The following is a 26887-nucleotide window of genomic DNA, read 5'->3' on the forward strand; positions in this document are numbered from 1 at the left end:
GACCAGGCCGCCAGGAAGGATCGCACGATGGGTTCGAGTGCAAGGTTCGTCGACGGAGACACCCAACTCGATTTCAACAAGGTTGTCGCCACTGACGGCCAGGTGGGTTACGACGTCGCAGGTCTGCTCAACAAGACCGGCAATGTCATGATCGACCCAGGGTTCGTCAACACGGCGTCCTGCACGTCTCAGATCACCTACATCGACGGCGAGAAGGGCATTCTGCGCTACCGCGGCTACCCGATTGAACAGCTCGCCGAGCAGTCCACCTTCCTCGAGACCGCTTACCTCGTTCTGTACGGCGAGCTGCCGAACAAGGCTCAGCTGGAGGGGTTCGAGGAGCGGATTCGCCGCACCACCCTCATTGATGAGCGAATGCGCGACCTGTTCCGTTGCTTCCCCCGTCGCTCCCACCCCATGCCCGTGCTCGCCGCCGGCATCATGGCCCTGTCGACCTTCTCCCAGAAGTCGTCGGGAACTGACCCCGACCAGATCGAGGCTGCGACCACCCGTCTGATAGCCAAGGTCCCGACCCTGGCCGCCTTCGGTTACAAGAACTCGATGGGTCAGCCGACCCTCTACCCCGACAATTCGCTGAGTTACGTCCAAAACTTCATCCGGATGAGCTTCGGCTTCCCGACTGAGCCTTACGAGTTCAATGACGAGATCACCCGAGCTCTGGAGACTCTCCTCATCCTGCACGTCGATCACGAGCAGAACTGTTCAACCTCGACAGTCCGCATGGTTGCGTCGTCGGGCGCGAATATGTATGCCGCCGTTGCGGCAGGAGTCAATGCGCTGTCCGGTCCGAAGCATGGTGGCGCCAACCAGGCCGTTCTCGAGATGCTGCAGTACATCCGCGACTCCGACATGACGACCAAGGAGTTCGTCCGCAGGGTCAAGGACAAGCAGTCCGACATCAAGCTGATGGGCTTCGGCCACCGTATTTACAAGAATTACGATCCGCGCGCCGCCATCATCAAGAAGCACGCTGATCGCATCATGGAGCTCCATACCGGTCGCGAGGACCTTCTCGAGATTGCCAAGGAGCTTGAGGAGACCGCGCTGAGCGACGACTACTTCCGGGAGCGCAAGCTGTACCCGAACGTCGACTTCTACACCGGTCTCATCTACGAGGCCATGGGCTTCCCGATGAATATGTTCACCGTGCTATTCGCCCTCGGGCGTCTGCCCGGCTGGATCGCCCAGTACCGCGAGCAGGCTGCCACCGGAGGCAACAAGATCTGGCGTCCGCGTCAGATCTTCACCGGGGCTGACCTGCGCGACTACGTGCCGCTGGATCAGCGCGCCTGAGTGTGCCAAAAGGTCCGGGAGCCGTGGCCCCCGGGCCTTTTCCATGCCTTCTTCAGCAATCGGGAGCGTCCTCCCGAATTGTTCACAGCCACCCCAGACCCGAGTCGTCCGTTTGTGCCACCTGGCCGAGGTCACAACCCCGCCCGATGACGATTTTCGTCGGCTCCCCCACCGGCATGTCATTCCAGAGCCGCAACCACCCTCGAGCCGGCGTTTTTTGTGCACCGGTTCTGGGTTTTCAGGAGCTGGCGTCGCATGGAGGACGGCGTCGATAGACTCCGGCGCATGGATTCGGCTGAAGCAATGAGTCTCCCCAAGGTCGTACTGCACGATCATCTTGACGGCGGGCTACGTCCGGCGACAGTTTTGGACCTCGCAGCCGAGCGTGACCGCCCTGTTCCTGCCAACACCCCCGAGGCCCTTGCCGACTGGTTCTTCGAGGCCGCTGACTCCGGTTCCCTGGCCCGCTACCTCGACACTTTCACCGAGACCGTCGCCCTCATGCAGGATGCTGACTCCCTGCGTCGCGTAGCGCGAGAATTCGTCGAGGACATGGCTGCCGACGGAGTTGTCTACGCCGAGACACGATGGGCCCCCCAGCAGCATCTCGAGCGTGGTTTGACCGCCGCGGAGGCCACCGAGGCGGTTCAGGCTGGCCTGGTGGAGGGGATGGAGTCGGTATCCAAGTCGGGCAGAATCATCATCGCGCGACAGATTCTGTGCCTCATGAGACATCTCGACGTCCCGCAGGACGTTGTCGACCTTGCCGTCAACCATGCTCCGGGGGTCGTTGGGGTCGACATTGCTGGTCCTGAGGACGGCTTCCCCCTTGCTCCCTTCACCGATGCCTTGAAGCGGGTCCAGGCAGCCGGGATCCACCTCACGGTCCATGCCGGCGAGGCGGCTGGCCCAGCGTCAGTTCTCGACGCCCTCGAGCATGGGGCCGAGCGTATCGGTCATGGAGTGCGCATCGTCGAGGACCGCGACGCATCTGGCTGGGGCCCGACGGCCCAACGCGTGTTGTCTGACCGGGTGCCATTGGAGGTCTGCCCTTCGTCGAACACCCAAACCGGTATCTGCCGCACAATCGCCGATCATCCGCTGTCTGTCCTGTGGCCAGCAGGATTCAACCTCACCCTCAGCTGCGACAACCGTCTCATGAGCCGCACGACAACCTCCCGGGAAGTGGCACTGGTGTCGCAAACCCTCCGCTGGAACCGCCTCGACGCTCTCTCGGTGCAGCGCAATGCCCTCCATGCGGCTTTTTGCACCTCGGCTGAGAAGGAATCCCTCGCTGCCTTGCTGGTGTGAGCTGCGCGTCATGGGGCGGCATCGGTGTGATGTCGCCCCATGATTATGGGTGTTTTAGAGCAGTTCGGAGACGTTGGAGACGTCCATGCCGAGGGCTTCTCCGACGCCGGTGGTGTAGAGCTTGCCGTTGTGGGTTGTCAGGCCGCGTGCGAGTTCTGGGCGTTTGGTGCAGGCGTTCTTCCAGCCTTCCTCGGCGATGAGCACGGCGTAGCGCATGGTGGCGTTGGTCAGGGCGTAGGTCGAGGTGTGTGGGACAGCGCCGGGCATGTTGGCCACGCAGTAAAACACCGAGTCGTGGACTGTGAACGTGGGCTCAGCGTGGGTGGTGGGATGGGAGTCTTCGAAGCAGCCGCCTTGGTCAATGGCGATGTCGACGAGGACCGAGCCTGGCATCATCTGTGCCACGGTGTCATTGTCAACCAGATGCGGAGTCCGGGCACCGGGGACCAGGACTGATCCGATGACCAGATCCGAGGCCGTGCAGGCTTCCTTGACAGCTAGTGGGCTGGAGAACTGGGTGCGGATACGTCCGTTGCTGACTTCGTCGATGTAACGCATGCGGGCGACGTTGACGTCGTAGATAGTGACGTCAGCGCCCATGCCGTCGGCCACACGGGCGGCGCAGAATCCGGCCACACCGCCGCCGAGTACGGTGACGCGTCCGTTACGGACCCCCGAGCCGCCGCCGATGAGGACGCCGTTTCCGCCGGCTGGTTGCAGGAGGCAGTTCGCGCCGACCTGGGCTGCGAGGCGCCCGGCGATTTCGGACATGGGTGACAGCAGGGGGAGGGAGTGGTCGTCCATTTCGACGGTCTCGTAGGCGATCGAGGTGACCTTGCGCGCCAGGAGTTCGTCGGTGAGGGCCCGGTCGGCGGCCAGGTGGAGGTAGGTGAACAGGGTCAGGCCCTCGTGCATGCGGTGGTACTCGTCTGCGATGGGTTCCTTGACTTTCAAGATGAGGTCGGCGTCGTCCCAGACGGTGTCGGCGTTGTCGATGATCGTGGCGCCGGCGTTCTTGTACTGCTCGTCGGGAATGCCTGAACCCAGGCCGGCCCCTGCTTGTACCAACACCTCATGGCCGTGGCTGGCCAACGAATGGACGCCCGCGGGCGTGATAGCTACGCGGAACTCGTTGTTCTTGATCTCTGTGGGGATACCAACACGCATCGCACCTTCTCCTTTGACAGTGTGCTCGTAGACGTCATCGTCAACCAGCTGCGGGGAACAATGCGAGAATAAGCACTCACACGGTCCACCCGCAGCGCTCAGCAACAAGAACCCTTGACTCTTTCAAAATCGCCCTGCAAACCTCGGGATCCGTCCATCAGGAGCCGGCACTGTTAGCGATCGCCTCTCTGGCGGTCCCCGATCAGCGGAGGGCAGATGAACTCCCCGGTGGCACGTCCGGTAGGGCCCAGAATCCATCCCATCGACTTGTGACTACGCATGTAAACGATGGTTTCAGCCGGAGCGAGACCTGGTATCGCCTCCGCGATCGCCGACTCGATCATGCCGATCCCGTTCTGACGCTCCACCCGGAAGTTCACCCGCAAGTTGTTGTTGCCCGTGATCCACATGCACGACCGCAGCCCCGGTTGCTGGCGCAACAACTCCAGCACCCTGGCCTTGTGATTGAGGGGGATGGTGGCCGTCCAGGTGCACTCCAAATTCCACCCGCCCAGCTCCGGGGAGACGTCACATCTGAGCTGGATCTTCCGGGTGGTGAGCAGTTTTTGCAACCGGCGATGCAAGGTGCTGGCCGGAATGTCCAGGGTCCTGGCCAGAGAGGTTGCACTGGCGCGTCCGTCAATCGCAAGCAACTCGGCCAGCTCACGATCCAGATCGTCTGGCGGCAGAATCCACAGCTCCCCCGCATGCGGGTTCTTGGCCAGAGTTCTCTCCGCCTTGTCGAGGGCATTGATGTGCCAGGCGTCCGACCCGATGACGACCGACGTCACCAACGCGCTGCGTGACCCATGAACACCGCGCAGCCCACCGATCCAATCGATGACCATGTCAGAGAGAGTGGGAAGATCGGGCGCCACGACGGTGAGCAACAGGTCACGATCCCCGGTCGTCTCGTCGACGCTGACGATCATCGGATTCGCGCACAAAGTCTTGATGACCTGGGGCAAGCTCTCGGTATGACAGTCAACCTCGACGATGGCCGTCATCTGCTGATTGAGGTTCGGACAAGCGGTTATCCAGGCGGTGCCGTCATCGACGAGACGCTGCCAGCGATGAGCAACGGTCGTTGGTGACACGCCCAGGATCTTGCCCACTTTGGCCCAGGTGGCACGCGGGTCGATCTGCAGGACGTTGACGAGTCGTCGGTCCAGCTCTTCGTACATGTGTCTCCTTCGACGCACTGGGAAGATATCCAAAAGTCTCTCACCTTGGTTGGAGAAAATGTGCAGCTACCCTCCCAGTTCTGCGCACATCTGCAGCAGGGGCCGATGCACAACCTTCCAGTGACAAGGTAGGGGCCGGACGGATCAACGAAGAGCCGTCGACCTGCACGAACGCAGGTCAGGGCAGGCCCCTTTGACTACGGAAATGCCGCCAGCACAGTGCTTGCACGGTGCCTGACAACAGTGACCAGCAAAGAAGCCGGCTCGCTTCAGCACCCGACATCGTTGTCAGGAGGAACCACAATGACCGCCACCAATCCCATCCGAGTCGTCCAGTGGGGCCTGGGAGCCATGGGCCAGGGAATGGCCAAACTCATCGCGTCCAAGGATGGACTGGATCTTGTCGGGGCCATCGATGTCAACCCGGCCCTGGACGGTAAGGACGTCGGCGAGGTGATCGGCATCGATCCCCTTGGAGTCCATGTCACGACTGATCCTTCCACCGTCCTCGATTCCGACAAGGTCGACGTCGTCACGATCGCCACCACCTCGTGGGTACGCAACCAGATTGCTGACCTTCGCACCATCATCACCGCCGGAATCAACGTCGTCAGCATCGCCGAGGAGATGTCCTGCCCCGAGGCCCAGAACCCCGAGATCGCCAAGGAACTCGACGAACTCGCCAAGACGCACGGCGTCTCGATTGTTGGTGTTGGCGTCAACCCCGGATTCGTCCTCGACCACCTCGTCGTCGCCCTGTGCTCCGGCAGCCAGGAGGTCACCCACATCGAGGCCCGCCGCGTCAATGACCTCGCCCCTTACGGCGAGACCGTGCTTCGCACCCAAGGCGTCGGAACTACCCCCGAGGAGTTCAAGGCCGGAGTCGCTGACGGCTCCATCGTGGGCCACGTCGGCTTCCCGGAATCCATCCGCCTCATCAGTGACGCCCTCGGCCTCGGGGTCGACTCGGTCGAGCAAAACATCGAGCCGATCATCGCCAACGTCGCCCGCCCCGCCCGCGACCGCACCGTCGAGCCGGGTCAGGTCGCCGGGTGCAACCACACGGCGGTCGGCCGTCGCGGAGGCGAGGAGGTCATCCGACTCATCCATCCCCAGCAGGTCGCCCCGGAAGCCGAGGGACAGGAGACAGGCGACTTCATCACCATCACCGGTGTCCCCGACATCTCGATGTCGACCGGACCGGAAATCTCTGGCGGCAAGGCCACCGCAGGTATCTGCGTCAACACCATCCCGCGCATCGTCGCTGCCACCCCCGGGCTCAAGCGCATCATCGATCTGCCCTCGCCGTGTGCCCTCATGGGGCCGTCGGCCTACGAGCGTCGCTGAGCGAGGTCAACATGGCAGAAATTCCCAACACCGCCCCGCAAGGCGACGGTCTGATCCTCGAAGGCACATGGGTGGAGGTTCGCACCATCATCCTGCAACCTTCTGAACGCGCCGCCGCCGTACCGGCTGACACCGCCGCTACTCCCCTCGTGCAGTGGATCAGTGGATTCCTCGACGAGGAGGCACACATCGGGGACGAGGTCACCATCACCTCAATCATCGGTCGGCATCACACCGGCGTCCTCGACCGCGTCAATCCCTGCTACAGCCACAGCTTCGGCAATACCGTGCCCGAGCTGTTGACGATCGGCACCATGCACGAACCCATCACGTCCCACGGGAAGGAGGACCAGTCATGAGCAACTCCTATGACGACGTCATGGCTCGCCGCAGCGACATCATGCGAAGGGCCCTCGCCCTGGATTACGACAGCTTCCAGCGAGGTGACCTGGTCTTCGACTACGACGCCCTGATGTCCTCCACCGGCTACGGTCTCGACGACGTCGCTCGCATCCAGGCCGAGACGAAGGTGGGTCACACCCCGCTGTACGAACTGCATCGTCTGACCGATGCTGTCCGCGAAATCGCCGGACCGGGCAAGGGGGCTCGGATCCTCCTCAAGGACGAGGCCGCCAATGCCTCCGGCAGCTTCAAGGCTCGTCGTGCGTCCCTGAGCGCCCACGAGGCGCAGGCCAAGGGGTTTGCCGGCATGGTCACGGCCACCAGCGGAAACTACGGTGCCGCCGTCGCATCCCAGGCCGCTCAGCGTGGACTCGCCTGCATCGTCATCCAGGAAATCTACGACTCTCACCACGTGGGCCAGCCGGAGATCGTCGAAAAGTCCCGGGCCTGTGAGGCCTACGGCGCTGAAGTGATCAAACTGACGGTTGGGCCGGAGCTTTTCTACGTCCTGCTGCGCACCCTGGAGGACACCGGCTACTTCAACGCCAGCCTCTACACGCCGTACGGAATCGCGGGCATCGAGACCCTCGGTGCCGAGATCGGTCACGAAGTGCAGCAGCGTTACGGACGCCAACCCGACGCCGTCGTGGTCACCAATGCCGGTGGCGGCAACATCACTGGAACTGCCCGCGGCTTGCGCAAAGTCGGCTGCGACGAAACCCAGGTCGTCGCCGTTTCGGTGGATCTCACCGGGCTGCACATGGCCTCCGACCACGACTTCAACAACAAGTCGTTCACCACCGGCCACACCGGTTTCGGCGTGCCGTTCGCCACCTGGCCTGACCGGGTCGACGTCCCGCGCAACGCCGCTCGTCCGCTGCGCTACATGAATGGCTACCATCTGGTCTCCCAGGGCGAGGTCTTCTACATGACCGAACTTCTGGCCAAGATCGAAGGCCTGGAGCGTGGACCAGCCGGAAACACCAGCCTGACGGCTGCAGTTGCCATGGCTCGTCAGATGGATCGCGACCAGATCGTCGTCGTCCAGGAGACCGAGTACACCGGTGCCGGCAAACACCACAACAGCCAGCTGTCCTTCGCCCGCTCGCGCGGTATCGAGGTCCGTCGTGGCGACCCGGCCGACAACATCCCCGGCAAGGCCATCGTCATTCCGGAACGCCTCAACCAGGTCGGTACCCGTGTCCTCGACCTCGACAAGCTGCGTCGCAGCTACCTGCGCCATGCCGGCCAGGTCATGCCGCCCGATGCATGGGGGGACGCCGAGCTGGAATTCCTGGCCGACGAGACCAACACCACCACTGATGCCGTCCGCCAGATCGGCGCTGATCTGGCCAAGGAAGGAGCATGATGTCCAACCCGGATCAAGAGCGCATCGACCGCTACGAAGCCCTGCGTGCCGAGCTCGCCGACCTCGATGACGCTGCCCTCAAAGAACGCTTCTGGCAGCTGTGCGAGGAGGCCATGACCCCGGTCGTCGATCTCGCCCGTACCCACACCACACCGTCGATCGAACGGTCCGTCCTACTGCGCATGGGCATCGACTCGGTGACGACCCACGCCGTCGTCGAGAACGTCTTCGCGGCAGGTCTGGGCGGCAAGGGAGCCGGCCACGCCGTACTGCGGCTGTCCCGTCGTGACGGCATCGGCCTGCGCGACGCAGCCACCTGCATCGCCGAGAACCCCAAAGTCCTCGACGAGCTGTTCGACGGCAGCCCACTGCCCCCGGCAAAGACACCGACGGAATCCAAGGAAGGAGTCTCGGCATGACCATCCACGACCCGTGCCTGCACCACACGCACGCCCAAGAGCGCGAGCAGCTCCCCATGGACCTGCCGCGTGCATCCGCCATTCAGCCTGTCGAGCCGACGGAGCCCGCTGAGCCCCACCCCGACCAGGAGTCCCTCGCCCCGAACACCAAGCTCGACGTCGAGGACATCCTCACCGACCTCGAGCACTATCACCCCCGTCGCAAGGGATGGACCTGGCGCACCGTGCCGGAGGAGGGAGTCGTCATGGGCGACTTCCACTACCGGAACATGTCCACCCCACTGAAGCAGGGCGTGCCCCTGCCCGCCGCGGAGTACTTCGAGAACATCGATCCTCAGCCGGCCCCCGTCGTCACCTCCGAGATCGCGTCCGGACACTTCGAGGACGACCTGCGCCGCATGAGGATGGCCGCCTGGAACGGTGCCGACCACATCATGGTCATCCGCACCACAGGACAGAGCCACATCGACGGGCTCCTCGAGGGCACCCCGGAGGGCATCGGCGGTGTTCCGATCACCCGCAAGCAGCTGCGCGCCAGCCGTAAGGCCTGCGACCTCATAGAGGACGAGGTGGGACGCCCCATCAACTTCCACTCCTACGTCTCCGGAGTGGCCGGCCCCGAAGTGGCCGTCCTCTTCGCCGAGGAGGGAGTCAACGGTGCTCACCAGGACCCCCAGTACAACCTGCTGTACCGGAATATCAACGCCTACCGCAGCTACGTCGACGCCGGCGAGGCCAAAAAGGTGATGGCGGGAGCCCAGATCTTCCAGATCGACGGCGCCCACAACGCCAATGCCACCGCTCGCCATGGCTGGAAGGTCATGCCCGAGCTGATGGTCCAGCACGGCCTCAACTGCATGTTCTCGGTGTTGGTGGGAATGCCAAAGGACCTCATCGGCCTGTCGACGGTCCCGCCGAGCGCTCCCCCGGCCCCGAAGCTCTGGTACGACCTGCCGTACGCAGTGGCTTTGCGTGATCTGTTCAGCGAGTACAAGATGCGCGCCCAGCAGAACACGCGGTACATCGAGTCCGACCTGGCCGAAGCCATCCGCACCCACACCATCGACACCCTCATCTCGATGCTGACCAGCGCGGACATCCAGAGCACCATCACCCCTGACGAGGGTCGCAACCTGCCCTGGCACCACAACTCCATCCGTGGAGTCCAGACGGTCAAGCAGACCTGGGCCGCCCTGGACGGCATCAAGGAGATGGTCACCATCAACCGCGAGGGGCCGCTGGGCGCCATGGTCCGTGACCTCAAGGAGAGGGCCATCGGATTCCTCACCGAGATGTTGCACGTCGGCGGGTACTTCGCCGCCGTGGAGGAAGGGTTCTTCGTCGACTCGGCAGAATTCCCGGAGCGCAACCATGACGGCATCGCCCGTGACGGCCAAGGCGGTATCGCCGAGGGAACTGTCGTCGAGCGTGACCCCGACTACCTCGCCCCGGTCTGCGACCACTTCGGCAACAACAACCTGCCCGAGGGCCTCGACAAGCCGTGCGACCTCATCGACGGCTGCACCCTGTGCAAACCCGACAAAATCGTCTACATCGACGAGCTCGACCCGAACGACTCCGCTGCCACCCGTCTGGCCCGGACCCGTCCGTTCCGTGACGGCACGGCCCTGCGCCCGGAGGCCGAATGGGCTGGTGACGGCGTCGTCCTGGTGCAGATGAACATCACCGCCTCGGAGGACATCGCCCGTGAGGCAGCTGTCGAGATGGCGCGCAAAATGGGCATCAGCGACCCGCAGGTGTGCAATCTTCAGGTGCTGCATCCGGCCGAGGGGTGCTTCGTCGAGGTCAAGGGCCAGGCGACCCACGTCGACGTCGACCCGTCCACGCTGACGATCCCCGAGAAGATCGAGCTGCTTCCCCCCGACGAATTGCGTCAGTACGTCACCGACCACGAGTTGTCGGTGGTCGCCGGAACCGTCGGTGAGGACGAGCACAGCGTCGGTCTGCGCGAGATTCTTGACATCAAGCACGGTGGCATCGAGAAATATGGCGTGAAGTACCGCTACCTCGGGACTTCTGTACCGGTGGAGAAGATGGTCGACGCGGCCATCGAGAGCGGAGCCGACGCCATCCTCATCTCGACCATCATCAGCCACAACGACATCCATCGCACGATGATGCGCAAGCTGGCTGACCTGGCCACCGAGAAGGGCGTCCGCGACAAGGTCGTGCTGGTGGCCGGAGGTACTCAGGTGAGCCGGGAGATGGCTGCCGAAACAGGTCTCGACGCCACCTTCGGACGCGGCACCAAGGGTATCGACGTCCTCGATGCCATCGTCCGCACGATGCAAGCCCGAGAGGGTGCCTGACAAAAATGACCGTGCTCACGACTCTGGAGATCGGCTCCACCATCACCAAGGCCAACGCCTTCAAACTGGAGTCCGGATTGTTGCACCACATCGGGCAGGGCTTTGCCCCCACCTCAGTGGCTGCCGGCGACGTGCGCATCGGCGCAGACGCCGCGATCGCCCAGATGAGTGAGCGGTGCGGCCTACCGCTGGACGCCGGGGAGGTCTTCGTGAACTCCTCGGCGGCCGGTGGGCTGCGCATGAGCGTCCACGGCCTGACCAAGTCCATGACGGCCAGGGCTGCCCGCGAAGCAGCCCTGGGCGCCGGAGCCATCGTCACGATGACCACCGTCGGGGCGATGGACGAGTTCGATCTCGAGGATCTGCAGGAGAACAACCCCAACATCATCCTGTTGGCCGGCGGAGTCGACGACGGGGAGAAACGGATCGTGGTGGAGAACGCCAGGATCATCGCCTCTGCCAAGTTGGGGGTTCCGGTGATCTACGCCGGGAATTCCCGAGTCCGCAGGCGGATCGAGAACATTTTTACCGAGGCAGGCCAGCCGTTGACGTGCGTCGACAATGTCTTCCCCGACGTCGATGTTTTGCGCGTCGAGCCAGTGCGAGCCGTCATCCATGACGTCTTCAATGACCACATCACCGCAGCACCGGGGATGCAGGGGCTGGCCAAACTGACCAGTCACGAGATCCTGCCGACCCCGGGAGCGGTACTTCTGGCCACCGAGCTCTTCGCTGACGCGGTTGGGGACGCTGTGGTGGTCGATGTTGGTGGTGCCACTACCGACGTCCACAGTGTCACGGACGGGTCCTCGGAGTGGACTGCCCGAGTCATCGATCCTGAGCCGCGTACCAAGCGGACCGTCGAGGGGGACCTGGGAGTTTTCGTCAACGCCCGACGGGTCGCTGCCATGACCGACGAAGGCGTGGACGAGAAGCGTCTGGAATGGCTGCGGGCCATCCCCAATGATGAACGCGAGGCGGAAGTCACCCGATGGCTGGCCAAAGAGGCCGTTGAAATTGGAGTGGCTCGCCACGCCGGTACCGTGACTGAAATCTTCACTCCCACGGGTAAGACCCAGGTAGTGCGCGGCAAGGATCTCAGTGCCGTGCGTTGGGTGGTGGGAACCGGCGGTGCTTTGACGCGGATCCCGGGTGGTGCGGACATCCTCCGTCGTATCTGCACCGGGGTCGGAGCCCAGCTGCTGCCAAGCCCCGAGGCCACCATCGTCATCGACCGCGACTATCGATTTTCAGCCCTCGGAACGGTGGCCCAGTGCTACCGCGACGAGGTGCGTCGAAGCTTCGCTGCCTGGATCGACTCCATCACTGACACCACAAAACTGCCGGGTGACGAGGGGCCAAGCGTCAACGGTGACGTCCTCTCGCCCGACGTGACGAAAAACAACATCTCACATGGGATGGAAAGCACATCATGAACGGCCCCACTCCCCGGTTGGAGATTCTCGCCGACCGGATTCACGACAACGCACGAGCGATCGTCGCCCAGTGCTCCGACCACGGCATTCAGGTTGCCGCCGTCACCAAGGTCTTGCACGCCCATCCAGCCCTCTTGCGGGCTCTGGACGACACCGGGATCGCGATGCTCGCCGATTCTCGGTTGCAGAACCTGCGCCGCATCGCTGAAACCGGATCCTCCCTGCCAACTCTGCTGCTGCGAGCTCCGGGACGTCACGACATTGACGCCACCGTGCAGCTCGCCGACATTTCTCTCAACTCGTCGCTCATCACCATGACCGCGTTATCGGAGGCCGCCGTCCGAGCGGGAACCCGCCACGGGGTAATCATCATGGTCGACGTCGGCGACCTGCGTGAGGGGGTCTGGCCCGACCATCTCGTTGACGTGGTGTCTGCCGCGGCGACACTGCCAGGCATTGACGTCAGGGGAATTGGTACCAATCTCGCCTGCTACGGCGGGGTCCAACCGAGTGTCGAGAACATGACCCGCCTGGTCCATCTGCGCAACCTCGCCCGAGATGCGACTGGGCTGGAACTCGGCCTCATCTCCGGCGGGAACTCGGCCAACCTTCCCCTCATGATGAGCGGGGACATGCCGTCGGAAATCAACCATCTACGTGTTGGCGAGGCCATCATCCTGGGGCGTAACACCCTGGACCGATCCGCGTGGCCGGGGACTCGCCAGGACACCGTCGAAGTGGTTTCCGAGATCATCGAACTCGAGCGAAAACCGTCAATCCCGCTCGGCCGCACCGGTGAGGATGCTTTCGGCCAACACGTCACTTTCACCGACCGCGGCGTTCGGCTACGTGCCATCTGCAATCTTGGGCGTCAGGACGTCAACCCGTCTGATCTGACGCCCATTGACCCCGGCCACATCGTGCTTGGGGCCAGCTCGGATCACCTCATCGTTGACGTGACCGATTCTGTCAGCCCGGTAGAGATCGGGACCGAAGTGAGGTTCCGGCCGACTTACGCGGGCTTACTTTCCACTGCCACCTCCTCTGCTGTCTGGAAGGGAGCAGCTACTCCCCAGGCCCTGTGAGGCGACTGTTATCACGTTCAGCGAACAAAGGAGTTCCCCGTGAGTACACGAGAAACGCAATCTGTCGGCACATCCCGCCGCAGCAATCTGACCAGACCGATGAAAAATGCATCGGCGACCCTCAAGCCGGTCGACCCCGCTGAGGAGCGGGAACTGCAACGCGGACTGACCAACCGGCATCTGCAACTCATCGCCCTGGGTGGGGCCATTGGCACCGGAATGTTCATGGGCTCCAGCAGCACCATTCACCTTGCCGGCCCGTCCAGTGCACTCGTCTACGCGCTGATCGGCTTCTTCCTGTACTTCATGATGCGTGCCCTCGGCGAGATGCTGCTCTCAAACCTCAATTACAAGTCCTTCCGTGACATCGCTGAGGACATGTTGGGGCCTGCCGGGGGTTTTATCGCCGGGTGGACGTATTGGTTCTCGTGGATCGTTGCCGCCATGGGAGACCTCGCAGCCATTACCGCCTACGCGCAGTACTGGTGGCCAAATATTCCGAAATGGCTGCCAGCGACCGCCTTGGCCGCCGTCCTTCTGGCTCTCAACATCATTGCCGTGCAGTTCTTCGGTGAGGCTGAGTTCTGGTTCGCGCTCATCAAACTCATCGCAGTCGGTGCGCTGGTGGTCGTCGCTGCCGTGCTCGTAGCCACCCGTTTCGTGTCCCCGGACGGGGACCCAGCCACGATTGCGAACCTCTGGAACGACGGTGGTTTCTTCCCCAACGGATTGATGGGATTCCTCGGCGGATTCCAGATTGCTTTCTTCGCTTTTGTCGGTATCGAGCTGGTCGGCACCGCTGCCGCCGAGACGAAGGACCCCCGCAACACCCTTCCCAAGGCGATCAACGCCATTCCGGTGCGGTTGGCCCTGTTTTACGTACTCGCCCTGCTGGCCATCACCACCGTCATCCCCTGGCGCAAGGTGGTGCCTGGCGTCAGCCCGTTCGTGTCTCTGTTCGGCCTGGCTGGCTTCGGAGCTGCTGCCAGCGTGATGAATTTCGTCCTACTCACCGCAGCCGCGTCGTCGGACAATTCAGGGCTGTACTCCACATCACGAATGATGTACGGCTTGGCTCTCGATGGTCAGGCACCGTCAAGGTTCCGAAAACTGTCGGGCAACAACGTCCCTCGCAACGCACTTGTCGCGTCCTGCCTGCTGTTGCTGTGCGGCATCATCTTCCTCTACACCTCGGACTCGATCATGCAGGCTTTCGCCCTCGTGACGACCGTTGCCGCACTGCTGTTCCTGTTCAGCTGGTCCCTCATCGTCGTGTGCTACATCGTGTATCGCCGCAAGCGCCCCGACCTGCACGAGGAGTCGGTGTACAAGATGCCTGGCGGCGTCCCAATGTGCTGGGTGGTGCTGGCATTCTTCGCAATCAGCCTCGTCATCCTCACCTTGGATCCGACGACGCGAATGGCGGTGATCGTCACGCCAATCTGGTTCGTCTTCATCGGTTCGATGTATTTCGTATACCGGCACCGCAAACAGCGCAATGAAGCATTGCACTGACCGTCATCATCTTTGGGTCCGCAAAGCAGACACGTCAAGCGGGCCTAAAGATGGTCTCCGGAGGCAGCCAGCCCTAACCGACAATTGGTCACACAGACATGGCCGTTGTCCTAATGTTGTCAACGGTTGTTGACATGGGTTTATAGCTATCTCGTTGGCGAATGGATAGCCATCGATAATGAGAACTCGACAAGCATGGAACCACACTCAGATCACCGCTACTTGGCCATCATTCAAACGAAGGTTCTCGAGAGTTGACTGGCCGGTGTTACACTGTATAAAAATCACATCTAGGCAGGTTAAGGCATCATCGATTCACTTTCATCATACTTCACTACACGACCCTGAAGCCCATTTTGAGGAGGCGACACATGACTGCTTTTGGCGAAACTCCAGACGCTTCATGGCACCCTCAAACACCAACGAATGAGGCCGCTCAGACTGCGCGCTCACCACATTCCGAGCAGCACAGTGAGGCGCACCTCCACCGCAATCTCAGCAACCGCCACATCCAGCTCATCGCGATCGGTGGCGCCATCGGGACTGGCTTGTTCCTGGGATCCGGCAAAGCTATCCACGCCGCCGGACCAAGCATCATCCTGTCCTACCTCATCATCGGCACCATGCTCTATTTTGTGATGCGGGCCATGGGCGAGTTGCTGATGCACAACCTCAGCTACAAGAGCTTCCAAGATTTCGCAGCCGACTTGATCGGCCCTTGGGCAGGATTCTTCCTAGGGTGGACTTACTGGCTCTGCTGGATTGTCACCGGAATGGCCGAACTCATTGGAATTACCACCTATTGGGATTACTGGGTCAGAAACCGCACCCTCGCTACCCTTTTAGCTGCAGCGACACTCTGCCTCCTTCTTTGCTTGAACCTCCTCACTGTTAAAATGTTTGGCGAACTGGAATTCTGGTTCGCATTGATTAAGATCGTTGCTATCATCTCACTCATCATCCTCGCCATCATGCTGGCAATCGTTGGATTCAAGTCCTCCTCTGGCATTGCCGCATCGGTCACCAACCTGTGGGATCACGGTGGGTTCATGCCACACGGATGGAGCGGATTCTTCGCTGGATTCCAAATGTCGGCATTCGCATTCGTGGGAATTGAACTCATCGGGACAACCGCAGCCGAGACCCAAGACCCCGAAAAGACGCTTCCTCGAGCTATCAGTGCCGTACCGGCACGGATCCTCATCTTCTACATCGGCTCACTGGCCGCGATCATGACAGCCGTGCCGTGGAACGATGTCCGCCCGGATTCCTCCCCGTTCGTGCAGGTTTTCGGACTCGTCGGATTCGCTGGAGCCGCCAGCGTAATGAATTTCGTCGTGCTCACGTCCGCCGCATCGTCTTCGAACTCCGGCATCTACTCCATTTCACGGATGCTCTATGGCCTCGCACACAAGAGGATGGCTCCGAGACAGTTTGGACAACTCAGCAAGAACGGTGTCCCACGATGGGGGCTCGTCGCCACCGTCCTGGTTCTCAGCACGGCGCTCATCTTGGCGGCGTCAGAATCCTTCATCGACGCTTTCACCATCGTTACGACAATTTCATCAGTGTTGTTCATCTTTGTCTGGAACATGATCGTCATCAGCTACCTGAAGTATCGAAAGATTGCGCCGGACGCCCACTCAACGTCGAAGTACCCCATGCCCGGTGGGCGCGGCATGTGCTGGGCCATCTTGGCGTTTTTCGTCTTCATCCTCGTGTTGCTGGCTCAGGAACCTGACACCGCCCGCGCTCTCGCACTCACCCCTATCTGGTTCGCCCTTCTGGGGGTCGGCTGGTTCTTCGACCACCACCGCGCCATCCGCGACGACACAGGAGACGACGTCCCGATTCGAAGGAGAACGGCTGAGCGATGAAAATAGACACCTTCCATTGGGATCACACCAGCCACTGGCTGGCGGATAATCAACCCCGGGCCCAAGGCACGATGGCACACCGATCCATACGTCTCGCAATGAAGTGCCTGGGATCAGGTCGTCCACCAGCCACGAAGATGTGGCCAGTCTCATCAGTCCGCCATACTTACCGACGCTGCTCTCCCCAGTCCGTTGACCACATCGCAATTTCTGACAGTTCGAAGGAGTTATGACACATGTCAAGATGTCCGTCGCCCTCACATGCCACCGTTGATCTGTCTGCCATCGCTGCGAACCTCGCCGTCGTCAGGAAACGAGCTGGCGACCGGAAGGTCCTCTTCACCGTCAAGGCCGACGCTTACGGACACGGCGCTGTCGAAGTCTCTCGCTATGTCGAAAAACATCACTGCGCTGATTGGTTGGCCGTCGCCACTGTCGCAGAAGGCCAAGAGCTGGTGGAAGCCGGCATCACACTGCCCATCCTCAAGCTCTCCCCCGCTGACCCCCGGAACCTCGATGCCGCTATCGCATCCGGCATGCGACTCACGGTGGTGGATTTCGACACCCTGGATGCAGTCAACTCTGCCGCTGGGAAGCGGGGAGTTACCGTCAAGATCCACATTGCCGTCGACAGCGGTATGGGGCGTATTGGATTGCGACCAGAACGACTGGGCGAGCTTACAGCCGCTGCGGATCGTGCCGAGAACACCGAGGTCGAGGGAGTTTTCACTCACCTGCCGATCAGTGACGTCCCCGAGGGAGCAGACTTCACGCGGCGGGAGATAGACACCTTCATGGAAGCCGTGTCCAAGGCGGAGGCAGAGCGGGGACCGTTCCCGCTGGTACACCTTGCCAATTCCGGCGCCATCCTTGGGCATGACCTGGGGAGAACGTCAATGGTGCGCGCAGGCATCGCCGGGTACGGATACGACCCCGACCCACACGCCGACCGCGCCGAATTGCACCCTGCCTTGTCGTGGGTGAGTCACGTCACCTTCGTCAAAACCGTCAATCCAGGCGACACCATTGGCTACGGAAGGACTTGGACCGCCAGCGAGACGACAAGAATTGCCACCATACCTGTCGGATACGCCGACGGGCTGTCCAGGGCGTTGTCGAACAAGGGGAGCGTAATCATCGGAGGCGCCATCCATCCCATCGTCGGGCGGGTGTGCATGGACCAGTCCATGGTCGACCTCGGCCCCAATTCAACTGTCTCCGTAGGTGATGAAGTGGTTCTCATCGGAACCCAGGGTGATGCAGTTCTGACCGCCGACGACATGGCCGAGCAGCTCGGAACCATCAGTTACGAGATCACCTGTGACATTTCGAAGCGGGTGGATCGTCTTTGGATCGGCGAATGATGGGCTGATCGTCGTTGGGCTGTATGGGTAGCGACGAGGCACATCCTCTCCTCATCTGAGCGCCCCGTTTGCCCCTTCTGCTCTCCGAGCCCCACGGCGAGCAAAATCCCCGCTTGGTGAGTGGTCGCGTCACATCTGGGCGCAAACACACCACCAAGCGGGGAAAATCATCACGGGGCCAGTCGCAGGTCTCCTGGCTCAAACCTGTGGCGCGACGAAGGTCAACCCGTCACTCAAAGTGATAATGCTGGACGACCTTGTCGACGCACGCGCGAGCCTGAGCTGCGTCGGGCATCTCGCAGAACACCCGTAGCAGGGGCTCGGTACCCGAGAACCGAATGATGATCCACCCACCGTTGGCGAAGTACACCTTGACTCCGTCCAGGTCGCTGATGTGATCAACCTCGAGGCCAAAATCAGGCAGGTCCTTGTCCTCGTAGATGCGCTTCTTGAGGGTCTCCTTGACCTCGGGGGCGAAGGAGAAATCATCCTCCACCATCTCGAGGCGACCGTAACGCTCCTCGATGTCGGCGTAGATCTGGGAAAGCTTCTTGCCGCGCTTGGCGATCATTTCCACCAGCAGGGTGCCCGCGTAGACACCATCCTTGCCCGCGATGTGCCCCTTGACGGTCAAACCACCGGAAGACTCGCCGCCGATCACAGCGCCGGTCTCAGCCATCTTCGACGACACCCACTTGAACCCCACTGGGACCTCGTAGCACGTCTGTCCATGGGCCTCGGCAACGCGATCAAGCAGGTGCGTGGTCGCGAGGTTGCGCACGCACGGGCCTTCCCAGCCCTTGTCCTCCAGCAGATACGTGTACAGCAGAACCAAGATCTGGTTGGGGTGCAGGAAATCTCCCTGATCATCGATGATGCCGAGCCGGTCAGCGTCACCATCGGTGGCGATGCCAATGTCGGCTCCCCGCTCGACAACCTCCTGGGTCAAGGCTTGCAGGGTCTTGGAGTTCGGGGAGGGCAAACGCCCGCCGAAAAGTGTGTCGCGACGCTCGTGAATCGTGTCGACATCGCAGCGAGCCGTCATGAGGATCGTCTGCAGGCACGTGCGGGAAACGCCGAACATCGGGTCGAGGACGACCTTGAGGTGAGCGTGTCGGATCGCGTCGAGGTCGACGTGGTCAAGGATCGCGTCGATGTACCAGTTCATCGAAGTCTGCACCTCAATTAACCCATCACGAAGGGCGTCAGAGCGGTGCATGCGTTTGATGTCGGCCGCGCCGAGGGAATTGGCACGACGCTGGATGGGTTCGGTGATCTCCACCTTGGCGTCGCGGCCGCCTTCCGTGAACACCTTGAGGCCGTTGTACGTCGCGGGGTTGTGGGAAGCCGTGACCGCAAGGCCGTAGGCGCAATCCAAGTCGCGGACAGTCCACATGATCATCGGGGTCGGAGCAGGCCGATCGATGATCCGGACGGTGAGCCCATTGGCCGCGAGTACTTCTGCCGCCCACCATGCGAACTCTGGGGAAAGGAAGCGCTGGTCATACCCGATGACGACCGGACGCTGTTGCTGATTCTCGTCGCGTATACGGTCTGAAAGCGCCTGAGCGACTCGCTCGACATTAAAGCGAGTGAAGGTATCCGCGATAATCGCTCGCCATCCGCCAGTTCCAAATTCGATCTCGTCCGCCATGATTCAAGCGTATGGTGGAACGCTGTGGATGCGTCGAGAGCGGCCTCAGTCGGCGGGATCCGCTCACCACACCTGCGCGATGACGGGATGGTAGTGAGCGGACCCCCTGTCGGTCAGTCCAGACGCCGGGCAGCAGAGCCCGGGCGGGTGACGATAGTCGACGCCTGGGAACCTTCCTCTGGGTATTCGTCGCGATACGCGGCGAGCCACTTATCGGCGAACTCCTTCGCCTCGGCGGACGAAACCAGCGCCCACACTGAGCCACCAAAACCAGCACCAAAGGAGGTCGATCCGACCGCCCCGAGATCTTGTGCGATGCGTGCCAACGCACTGGTCTGCGGAACCTGGTTGCCAAGAAGCTCCTCGGCTGCCAGCTGAGATTCATGGGCCATTCGGCCAAATCCCTCGAGGTCGCCACTCGCTAGCGCCTCGGACGCTCCCGGAATGATCCTTTCGGACTCAGTCAGGAAGTGGTCGAGCCGTCGAGTGAGATCCTCCCGATCCCGCACCACCTCATACAGCTTCTCGGCATCGGGATCGACCACAAGGGTATCACCGATGACCGCGTCATGCCGGCCAGTGCTCGAATTCCATCGACTGACAATCTCTCGAGTTGCCAAGGACGCCGCGTTGTAAAGGTGCCGGGCAGCTCCAGTCTTCTCAGCGGCCACCCCCGACACCATGACGACGAACGACATGTCCTCAGGGAACGGAACTCGTCTCTCCAATCGGATGGGGCAGAAGCGGAATTGCCCCAGCTGGCCGGCCTCACTGCACACCATTGCGGTGTGATCCTCTGAGCCGCCAAAAGTTCCCACGCCAGCGTCGCCAGCAAGGCCCTTGAAGGTCATACCGTTCTCGTGGCATGCCAAGTACCCCGCCAGGTCAACGTCATCGGTGATGTTGTCTTGCCAAGCAGTGGTGCCAGGCAACCCGTTGAAATCGGCGAGGCCAAGCACAATCGCGCTGACCAGAGCCGACGAAGAGCTCATTCCGCTGGCAAGTGGTAGGTCAGAGGTCAACCGGATCCTCGCTGGGGCCAGTTCGCCAAAATTGGCCGTCAGACGATCGAGCACGGCCTGGGCGTACCTTCCCCAGTGTCCTGCCGGCAGTTTTGGATCGCAGCCCGCCTTCAACGACAACTCACCAGGGGCCGCATCGGTCGATGCCGTGAGCCCCATGTCCCCTGACTCCACCGAAATCGTCACGCCGCGATCCACTGCGGCAACCAAGGTGGACCCACCGGCGTAATCAGTGTGTTTTCCGAGGACCTCGATCCGCCCGGGAACGAACCAACGCGTCACAGTCTCACCTCACGACCGCTGAGCGCGTCGACCACTGAAGCGATGTCCCCACGGTTCGACATGTCGAGAACCCCCGCTTCGACGGGAACAACCGCAAACCGCTCGCCATGCTCGACCATCCACCGCACCGCATCAACGATCTCGTACTCCCCACGCGCAGACTTCTCGATGGAGCGGCAGGCTTCGAAGATTCTCGGGGTGAGCAGGAAACAGTTCATCGAGACCAGCGCAGCTTCTCCGGCAGCGTCAACAACTTCGGGGGCCGGCTTCTCGATGATGTCAGTGAGCTGACCAGAATCGTCGGAATCCAGCAGTGCGAAGGCACGAATACGCTCCGGATCGATGTTGGACTGCTCGATCATGGCACGCTTCGTGAATCCGAGCGTCGCCGATGCGGGTACATCGCGGAGCCTGGCAACGGCGTCCTCGGGGTAGAAATTGTCCGAGTTCACAACGAGGACTCTGTCGTCCCCGGCGAAGTCCTCGGCGGCTGCAACAGCGTCAGCGGTACCGAGCGGCTGCTCTTGAATCGCGTATGTGATCTCGACTCGCGACTTCTCGCACGAGTCGTAGTAATCGCGAATCAGATCATGCTCCGGGCCGATCACCAGACAGAATTGGTCGAACCCAGCATCTGCGAGGGAAGAAATCACGTAGTCGAGGAACGGGCGCCCATCCAGGCTGATCATTGCCTTGACGCCGGCAGCTGCGGCGCTTGCCTGCTCTGCAGTGAGAGAGACCCCCTCGGCGGCCTTACGCATGCGGGTTCCTAGACCGCGCGCCATGATGACGACCTTGTGAGGAGCTTGCTGTGTCACGGGATCGTGTGTCATGTGGGCAATCCTAGGAACCGTCTCGTTCTGGCACGCAGCTGGGACGGCACACGGTCACCTCCGCTGATCTTTTCCATTTCTGTCCGCAGAGTACGCGCGACATCAATCACGTACCCTAGTGACATGGCTACCGGCAGCGAGGGCACCCCAGGCAAGGGCTCGTCATCGAGCAAGTACTCATCGGTAATAGCCGTGTTCATCATCCTGTTCTTCATCATGAAGAAGGACGGCGCCTTCAATGCGATCTTCGGTCTGGCGTTGTTCGGAATAGTCGTCATGTGGATCGTCCAGGCGCAGAAGGACAAGAAGAAACAACGCCCAACAGGTTGGGACTACGGGCACGAATCTGACACGGATGACCATGAACGGCCGATCCTGAGCCCCGACTCCTCGGAGCAGAAGGATGCCATTGAGCAGCGGCCCAGTCCTTCGGCGCAGACCGCTGACACGCTGTCGGATCTGTCAGATGACAGGTCGCTCAGTGATCACTTTTCCGCCCTGACCGCCGCGCTCTCGGGTAACTTCGACGGTTCCGAGGAACACGGCGAGTCCGTTCATCCTGACCACACTCGAGCCATGCCGGCACTAACAAATTCGCAGCCATCAGCGCCGACCACATCAGATCCCGACCAGGACGTCCCGAAATCGGTGGGGACATACGGTTACGAACCTCTCCCGTCCGACATCGCCGCCCCACGGTTCGATGCGGAGGGTCTCCCGGTTCCCGAAACTTCCTCCACCCCCCTTGTGCAGACCTCTCAGCCATCCGCGCCTCCCATGACCCCCGCAATCCAGCGGAAGTCCTCCTCTGCCACGGGCACGAAGCCCCCCAGCAGCTCCAGCCGGGCAAAAATCGTCGGGGATCATCGGTTCGGCGACATACTTTGCGGTTCGGCTGCCATTTCCCTGACCCATGAATCATCAACCATGCGCCCTCATGACGCCTCGGAGAACTACGGCTCGGGGCTGTGGACCTCGTCCCTCTTCTCTCAAGACTGATGGCCTCGACAAGCGACCGATCCTTCACCGTGGGGCACCCAGTATTCCCCCGGTCGCGAGGAGATCTGCGTGAATCTGTTGCGAGCCTTCCCGAGGTGACGGTTTTCGCACCCCGGTGAACCCATCCCGGTACCCTCCAAAGCTCCGGGATCACAGGCCGACAGCCACACATCACATCGGAGCGAGCACCCCTCGATGGCGCCGCCACAATGCCGACCTGATGGTGTCGAGAACAAGCTCTGGAGCCTCACGAATCATCGTTGGCGTCACGCGGATGACACGCCACCCGGCCCCGACCAGCAGGGCATGACGCCGAGCGGTCATCTCGTAATCTCGAGGCTTGCCATGAAAGGCGTAACCATCAACCTCGATGATGACCTTCTCCTGCTTGAACCAGAGGTCAGGGAACACCACGCGGCCGTTGATCCACAGTCTCTCGTTCGCTTTCCACCCGTTGACTCGGTACTGATGCAAGAGCGCATGAAGTTCGCGTTCCGCTACCGACCAGGGCCGATCGAGTAGCTGCCTCAGTACTTCTTTGGTGGTTCCAGGTGACGCCTTACGGGCCATACGGCGTCGGGCATCTCGGAGGTCCTCAGGATTCACCCATCCTGCGCGGAGGGTGGCCGTGGCTGCTTCCCAATCCCCTCGGAGGGCCAACCAGAAGCACGTGTAGGCATGACTCGTCCGGAACCCATTGTGATCGTCGATGATCGACTCGCACCCGGCCCGGTGGAACCGTAACCACCGTCTCCTTGGCAATCGAGGCATCGCATGCGGGATTATGACGTCGATCTGCGTGACGTCAAGGTCTCTCATACCCGCCAAGTAGAGAGCGGCACGCCCGGTAAAAACCGCATTCGGTCGCCACAACATGACGGCCCGAATCCAAGCGTCAGGTCGCCGCGCTGCCTCCATCGTCATGACGATTCTGGGCAGAGGTCTGACGACCCGCCCTTCTCGTGCAGCTTTCCGCGCCTGCCGCGCAACGCGGCCCACCGAACTGATTTTCGCTACGCCACCACTGGCCTCAAGAATGTCAACTAGCTCCATACTTACAGTTGTCGTCTCAGGTGGGCGTTTCCGTCACCCAATCTGAAATCTGTGGATAACTCCGTAAACACAATTGGGCGTTATCCACAGGGATCCTCACCAGTCGACACCCACTGGACTCATCCCCTCCTCGCCGAAAACCGTCGATCCGAGCGTGTCTCCCGCATTCCCATGCCAATGGCTCCAGCGTGACGACAGTTTTCATCCGAGTCCACGACAGAGCCGAGACCCTCCGGCAGATCACTTGCCCGGTGTTGCCGTCGTGCATCATTCCCGCCGGTCCTACTCGTTGACGAAAAATCCCGGCACCCCACCCAGTCCAGTCACGAGCCTGCAAAGTAGGCTTGCAACATGGCAGAGATGCGCATTGAGAAAGACAGCATGGGCGAGGTCGAAGTACCCGCCGAGCACTACTGGGGCGCCCAGACACAGCGTTCCCTTCACAACTTCGAGATCGGCCGTGACACCTTCGTCTGGGGCCGGGACATGATCCGTGCTCTCGGAACTCTCAAGAAGTCCGCGGCACTGGCCAACAAGGAACTGGGTGAGCTGCCGGGCGACGTCGCCGACCTCATCGTCAAGGCCGCTGACGAGGTCATCGCCGGACAGCTCGACGACGAGTTCCCGCTGGTCGTCTTCCAGACCGGTTCGGGCACCCAGTCCAACATGAACACCAACGAGGTCATCAGCAACCGTGCTATCGAGCTGGCCGGCGGCGAGCGCGGCTCGAAGAATCCGGTCCACCCGAACGACCACGTCAACCGCGGCCAGTCCTCCAACGACACCTTCCCGACGGCCATGCACATCGCCGTCGTGTGCGCCCTCAACGAGCGCCTCTACCCGGCTGTCCAGCAGCTTCGCGACACCCTCGACGAGAAGGCCAGGAAGTACGACGACGTCGTGATGGTCGGCCGCACGCACCTGCAGGACGCCACCCCGATCCGTCTTGGTCAGGTCATCAGCGGCTGGGTCGCCCAGATCGACTTCGCCCTGGACGGTATCCGTTACGCTGACTCCCGCGCTCGGGAGCTGGCCATCGGAGGCACCGCCGTCGGCACCGGCCTCAACGCCCACCCCGATTTTGGCCCGACCGTTGCCAGGTACGCGACCGAGGAGACCGGCATCGAGTTCAAACAGGCCGACAACCTTTTCGCCGCCCTGGGCGCCCACGACGCCTTGGTGCAAGTGTCCGGTTCGCTGCGGGTCCTCGCTGACGCCCTCATGAAGATCGCCAACGACGTCCGTTGGTACGCATCTGGTCCGCGTAACGGCATCGGCGAACTCCTCATCCCCGAGAACGAGCCCGGCTCCTCGATCATGCCTGGCAAGGTCAACCCGACCCAGTGTGAGGCCATGACGATGGTCGCCACCCGCGTCTTCGGCAACGACGCGACGGTCGGTTTCGCCGGTTCCCAGGGCAACTTCCAGCTCAACGTGTTCAAGCCCGTCATGGCTCATGCCTGCCTGGAGTCCATCCGCCTCATCGCCGATTCGTGCATCAGCTTCGACAAGCACTGCGCCTACGGCATCGAGCCGAACCCGGACAAGATCAAGGAGAACCTCGACAAAAACCTCATGCAGGTCACGGCCCTCAACCGTCACATCGGTTACGACCTGGCCTCGAAGATCGCCAAGAACGCGCACCACAAGGGCATCAGCCTGCGCGAGTCCGCTCTGACGGTTGGTGGCATGAGCGAAGAGGACTTCGACAAGTGGGTCGTCCCCGCTGACATGACTCACCCCAGCGCTGCCGAGTGATTTTCACTGACTGAACGGCTATCGAGCCGGTCACTGCATTGACAGTGGCCGGCTCGATGTTTTTGCTCCCACAACAGCACAAGCACCTCAGAAGCACGCTGAGCTCAGAAGCGAGGTCGCCCTTCACACGCCAGGGTGGGTTGCTCGTAATGGTGCGTGGCCTCTGGTCAAGTTAGATCGACGGGTGGGTTCCCGAAGAAGAACCCCCACCTGGGGTCTACGTGGCTGAGGCCCGGTCGGACCCCAACTGAAATCACCCCTTGACAGCGCCGGCGGCTAGTCCGGACTGCCAGTAGCGTTGCAGGATCAGGAACAAAACCACCAGCGGGATGACGCCGATGACAGAGGCCAGCATCACGGCACCCTTGTCCGGGGCGAAGTACGACATCATGCCGTAAAGGCCCTGGGTCACCGGTTGCAGACTCTCGTTGGTGATCATCATCAACGGCAGTAGGAAGTTGTTCCACGTGGCGACGAAAATGAACAGGAAGATCGTCACCATGGCAGGGGCTAGCAAGCGCAACACCATCGTGGAGAAGATCCGAAATTCGCCAGCTCCGTCGATGCGGGCAGCCTCCAGGAGCTCCGTGGGAACCGAAGAGTCGGCATAAACATTGCCGAGGAAGACGCCGAACGGGCTCACCATCGACGGGATGATCATCGCCCACACCGTGTTGACCAGGTGCATCTTGATGAACAACAGGTAGAGCGGGACGGTGAGCAGGGCGACCGGCATCAACAGACCAGTCATGATGACAACAAGCAGCACCCGGCGACCGGGGAACTGGAATTTGGCCATCGCGTACCCGCAAGCGACAGAAATGAACGTCCCCACGACGCCCGCGACGGTCGAGTACAACAGTGAATTGAGAACCCAACGTAGGAACATCCCCTTGGTCCAGGCCATGAGGGAATGCCAGTTGGCAGCCCAGTTGAACTCGCCAAAGGCAAACCCAGGGGTACTCACAAGGTCGGTGTTGTTCTTGGTCGAGGCAATGAGCAACCAGACGATGGGTAGCAAGAAATAGCAGGCTACGAAGGCCAGGATCACCTGCGTGATCGTCCGGGCCGTCTTGGAGGGAGCAATGGAGCGTGGCGGAAGCCCAGCCAGCGACGGGCGGTAACGGATGCCGTCTTTGGTGACGGCAGTCTTGTCGTGTGCCATG

The 26887-nt window shown here is 61.6% G+C and carries 21 protein-coding genes; 14 read left to right on the top strand and 7 right to left on the bottom strand.

Annotation, left to right across the window (positions count from 1 at the left end; all coding sequences use genetic code 11):
• The first annotated feature begins 27 nt into the window (after positions 1 to 27).
• Entirely contained in the window at positions 28 to 1314 is a 1287-nt protein-coding gene (locus O6R08_RS10870; RefSeq protein WP_271418112.1) for a citrate synthase, read from the top strand.
• A gap of 285 nt (positions 1315 to 1599) precedes the next feature.
• Complete coding sequence (locus O6R08_RS10875) at positions 1600 to 2625, top strand: adenosine deaminase (RefSeq protein ID WP_271418113.1); 1026 nt, start codon at positions 1600 to 1602, stop codon at positions 2623 to 2625.
• A 54-nt stretch (positions 2626 to 2679) separates the two neighbouring features.
• Here O6R08_RS10875 and ald read toward each other — a convergent pair whose 3' ends face one another.
• Together ald and O6R08_RS10885 are read right to left on the bottom strand one after the other, a co-directional pair.
• A complete protein-coding gene (gene ald, locus O6R08_RS10880) occupies positions 2680 to 3792 on the bottom strand; it encodes an alanine dehydrogenase (RefSeq protein ID WP_271418114.1) in 1113 nt (370 codons plus the stop codon).
• A 173-nt stretch (positions 3793 to 3965) separates the two neighbouring features.
• Positions 3966 to 4976, bottom strand: a complete 1011-nt coding sequence (locus O6R08_RS10885) for an Lrp/AsnC family transcriptional regulator (RefSeq protein WP_271418115.1) — start codon at positions 4974 to 4976, stop codon at positions 3966 to 3968.
• Between the two features lie 303 nt (positions 4977 to 5279).
• On the opposite strand from O6R08_RS10885, the gene ord reads away from it, so the two are divergent.
• The 10 genes from ord to alr all read left to right on the top strand — a co-directional run bounded on the left by ord (position 5280) and on the right by alr (position 18120).
• Positions 5280 to 6323, top strand: a complete 1044-nt coding sequence (ord, locus tag O6R08_RS10890) for a 2,4-diaminopentanoate dehydrogenase (RefSeq protein ID WP_271418116.1) — start codon at positions 5280 to 5282, stop codon at positions 6321 to 6323.
• An 11-nt stretch (positions 6324 to 6334) separates the two neighbouring features.
• On the top strand, positions 6335 to 6682 hold the full coding sequence (gene ortA, locus O6R08_RS10895) for a 2-amino-4-oxopentanoate thiolase subunit OrtA (protein WP_271418117.1): 348 nt from the start codon (positions 6335 to 6337) through the stop codon (positions 6680 to 6682).
• A complete protein-coding gene (gene ortB, locus O6R08_RS10900) occupies positions 6679 to 8094 on the top strand; it encodes a 2-amino-4-oxopentanoate thiolase subunit OrtB (RefSeq protein ID WP_271418118.1) in 1416 nt (471 codons plus the stop codon). Before ortA ends, ortB begins: the two co-directional genes overlap by 4 nt.
• Positions 8091 to 8513: a D-ornithine 4,5-aminomutase subunit OraS gene (gene oraS / locus O6R08_RS10905; RefSeq protein WP_271418119.1), complete on the top strand. Its 423-nt coding sequence runs from the start codon at positions 8091 to 8093 to the stop codon at positions 8511 to 8513. The genes ortB and oraS overlap by 4 nt, the downstream gene beginning before the upstream one ends.
• Positions 8510 to 10843, top strand: a complete 2334-nt coding sequence (gene oraE / locus O6R08_RS10910; protein WP_271418120.1) for a D-ornithine 4,5-aminomutase subunit OraE — start codon at positions 8510 to 8512, stop codon at positions 10841 to 10843. Before oraS ends, oraE begins: the two co-directional genes overlap by 4 nt.
• 5 nt (positions 10844 to 10848) lie before the next feature.
• Complete coding sequence (locus O6R08_RS10915) at positions 10849 to 12279, top strand: glutamate mutase L (protein WP_271418121.1); 1431 nt, start codon at positions 10849 to 10851, stop codon at positions 12277 to 12279.
• The gene (locus O6R08_RS10920) at positions 12276 to 13364 is read left to right on the top strand and encodes an alanine/ornithine racemase family PLP-dependent enzyme (protein WP_271418122.1); all 1089 of its coding nucleotides are present in this window, start codon (positions 12276 to 12278) and stop codon (positions 13362 to 13364) included. The genes O6R08_RS10915 and O6R08_RS10920 overlap by 4 nt, the downstream gene beginning before the upstream one ends.
• A gap of 99 nt (positions 13365 to 13463) precedes the next feature.
• Positions 13464 to 14879: an amino acid permease gene (locus tag O6R08_RS10925; RefSeq protein ID WP_271418123.1), complete on the top strand. Its 1416-nt coding sequence runs from the start codon at positions 13464 to 13466 to the stop codon at positions 14877 to 14879.
• Positions 14880 to 15250: 371 nt separating this feature from the next.
• A complete protein-coding gene (locus tag O6R08_RS10930; RefSeq protein ID WP_271418124.1) occupies positions 15251 to 16756 on the top strand; it encodes an amino acid permease in 1506 nt (501 codons plus the stop codon).
• Positions 16757 to 16992: 236 nt separating this feature from the next.
• Positions 16993 to 18120, top strand: coding sequence for an alanine racemase (gene alr, locus O6R08_RS10935; protein ID WP_271418125.1), 1128 nt, complete (start codon positions 16993 to 16995; stop codon positions 18118 to 18120).
• A 229-nt stretch (positions 18121 to 18349) separates the two neighbouring features.
• Here alr and O6R08_RS10940 read toward each other — a convergent pair whose 3' ends face one another.
• The 3 genes from O6R08_RS10940 to O6R08_RS10950 form a co-directional block, all read right to left on the bottom strand.
• On the bottom strand, positions 18350 to 19774 hold the full coding sequence (locus tag O6R08_RS10940) for a phosphoglucomutase/phosphomannomutase family protein (protein ID WP_271418126.1): 1425 nt from the start codon (positions 19772 to 19774) through the stop codon (positions 18350 to 18352).
• 113 nt (positions 19775 to 19887) lie between these two features.
• On the bottom strand, positions 19888 to 21078 hold the full coding sequence (locus O6R08_RS10945) for a galactokinase family protein (RefSeq protein ID WP_271418127.1): 1191 nt from the start codon (positions 21076 to 21078) through the stop codon (positions 19888 to 19890).
• On the bottom strand, positions 21075 to 21911 hold the full coding sequence (locus O6R08_RS10950; protein ID WP_271418128.1) for a nucleotidyltransferase family protein: 837 nt from the start codon (positions 21909 to 21911) through the stop codon (positions 21075 to 21077). The genes O6R08_RS10945 and O6R08_RS10950 overlap by 4 nt, the downstream gene beginning before the upstream one ends.
• A gap of 123 nt (positions 21912 to 22034) precedes the next feature.
• Between O6R08_RS10950 and O6R08_RS10955 the strand changes: the two genes are divergently transcribed.
• A complete protein-coding gene (locus O6R08_RS10955) occupies positions 22035 to 22910 on the top strand; it encodes a hypothetical protein (RefSeq protein ID WP_271418129.1) in 876 nt (291 codons plus the stop codon).
• 171 nt (positions 22911 to 23081) lie between these two features.
• On the opposite strand, the gene O6R08_RS10960 is transcribed toward O6R08_RS10955, so the two are convergent.
• A complete protein-coding gene (locus tag O6R08_RS10960) occupies positions 23082 to 23963 on the bottom strand; it encodes an endonuclease domain-containing protein (RefSeq protein ID WP_271418130.1) in 882 nt (293 codons plus the stop codon).
• A gap of 351 nt (positions 23964 to 24314) precedes the next feature.
• Between O6R08_RS10960 and fumC the strand changes: the two genes are divergently transcribed.
• Positions 24315 to 25721 (top strand): class II fumarate hydratase, encoded by a 1407-nt coding sequence (gene fumC / locus O6R08_RS10965; RefSeq protein WP_271418131.1) that lies wholly within the window; start codon positions 24315 to 24317, stop codon positions 25719 to 25721.
• A gap of 253 nt (positions 25722 to 25974) precedes the next feature.
• Here fumC and O6R08_RS10970 read toward each other — a convergent pair whose 3' ends face one another.
• A complete protein-coding gene (locus tag O6R08_RS10970) occupies positions 25975 to 26886 on the bottom strand; it encodes a carbohydrate ABC transporter permease (protein WP_271418132.1) in 912 nt (303 codons plus the stop codon).
• Position 26887: the final 1 nt, after the last annotated feature.

It is taken from the genome of Cutibacterium equinum (genome assembly GCF_028021195.1).
In the GTDB taxonomy this organism is placed as follows: domain Bacteria; phylum Actinomycetota; class Actinomycetes; order Propionibacteriales; family Propionibacteriaceae; genus Cutibacterium; species Cutibacterium equinum.

What these genes read in the sequence shown, in the direction of transcription:
- O6R08_RS10870 (WP_271418112.1), top strand. Translation starts at nt 28, where the DNA reads ATGGGTTCGAGTGCAAGGTTCGTCGACGGAGACACCCAACTCGATTTC.
- O6R08_RS10875 (WP_271418113.1), top strand. Translation starts at nt 1,600, where the DNA reads ATGGATTCGGCTGAAGCAATGAGTCTCCCCAAGGTCGTACTGCACGAT.
- ald (WP_271418114.1), bottom strand. Translation starts at nt 3,792, where the DNA reads ATGCGTGTTGGTATCCCCACAGAGATCAAGAACAACGAGTTCCGCGTA.
- O6R08_RS10885 (WP_271418115.1), bottom strand. Translation starts at nt 4,976, where the DNA reads ATGTACGAAGAGCTGGACCGACGACTCGTCAACGTCCTGCAGATCGAC.
- ord (WP_271418116.1), top strand. Translation starts at nt 5,280, where the DNA reads ATGACCGCCACCAATCCCATCCGAGTCGTCCAGTGGGGCCTGGGAGCC.
- ortA (WP_271418117.1), top strand. Translation starts at nt 6,335, where the DNA reads ATGGCAGAAATTCCCAACACCGCCCCGCAAGGCGACGGTCTGATCCTC.
- ortB (WP_271418118.1), top strand. Translation starts at nt 6,679, where the DNA reads ATGAGCAACTCCTATGACGACGTCATGGCTCGCCGCAGCGACATCATG.
- oraS (WP_271418119.1), top strand. Translation starts at nt 8,091, where the DNA reads ATGATGTCCAACCCGGATCAAGAGCGCATCGACCGCTACGAAGCCCTG.
- oraE (WP_271418120.1), top strand. Translation starts at nt 8,510, where the DNA reads ATGACCATCCACGACCCGTGCCTGCACCACACGCACGCCCAAGAGCGC.
- O6R08_RS10915 (WP_271418121.1), top strand. Translation starts at nt 10,849, where the DNA reads ATGACCGTGCTCACGACTCTGGAGATCGGCTCCACCATCACCAAGGCC.
- O6R08_RS10920 (WP_271418122.1), top strand. Translation starts at nt 12,276, where the DNA reads ATGAACGGCCCCACTCCCCGGTTGGAGATTCTCGCCGACCGGATTCAC.
- O6R08_RS10925 (WP_271418123.1), top strand. Translation starts at nt 13,464, where the DNA reads ATGAAAAATGCATCGGCGACCCTCAAGCCGGTCGACCCCGCTGAGGAG.
- O6R08_RS10930 (WP_271418124.1), top strand. Translation starts at nt 15,251, where the DNA reads ATGACTGCTTTTGGCGAAACTCCAGACGCTTCATGGCACCCTCAAACA.
- alr (WP_271418125.1), top strand. Translation starts at nt 16,993, where the DNA reads ATGTCAAGATGTCCGTCGCCCTCACATGCCACCGTTGATCTGTCTGCC.
- O6R08_RS10940 (WP_271418126.1), bottom strand. Translation starts at nt 19,774, where the DNA reads ATGGCGGACGAGATCGAATTTGGAACTGGCGGATGGCGAGCGATTATC.
- O6R08_RS10950 (WP_271418128.1), bottom strand. Translation starts at nt 21,911, where the DNA reads ATGACACACGATCCCGTGACACAGCAAGCTCCTCACAAGGTCGTCATC.
- O6R08_RS10955 (WP_271418129.1), top strand. Translation starts at nt 22,035, where the DNA reads ATGGCTACCGGCAGCGAGGGCACCCCAGGCAAGGGCTCGTCATCGAGC.
- O6R08_RS10960 (WP_271418130.1), bottom strand. Translation starts at nt 23,963, where the DNA reads ATGGAGCTAGTTGACATTCTTGAGGCCAGTGGTGGCGTAGCGAAAATC.
- fumC (WP_271418131.1), top strand. Translation starts at nt 24,315, where the DNA reads ATGGCAGAGATGCGCATTGAGAAAGACAGCATGGGCGAGGTCGAAGTA.
- O6R08_RS10970 (WP_271418132.1), bottom strand. Translation starts at nt 26,886, where the DNA reads ATGGCACACGACAAGACTGCCGTCACCAAAGACGGCATCCGTTACCGC.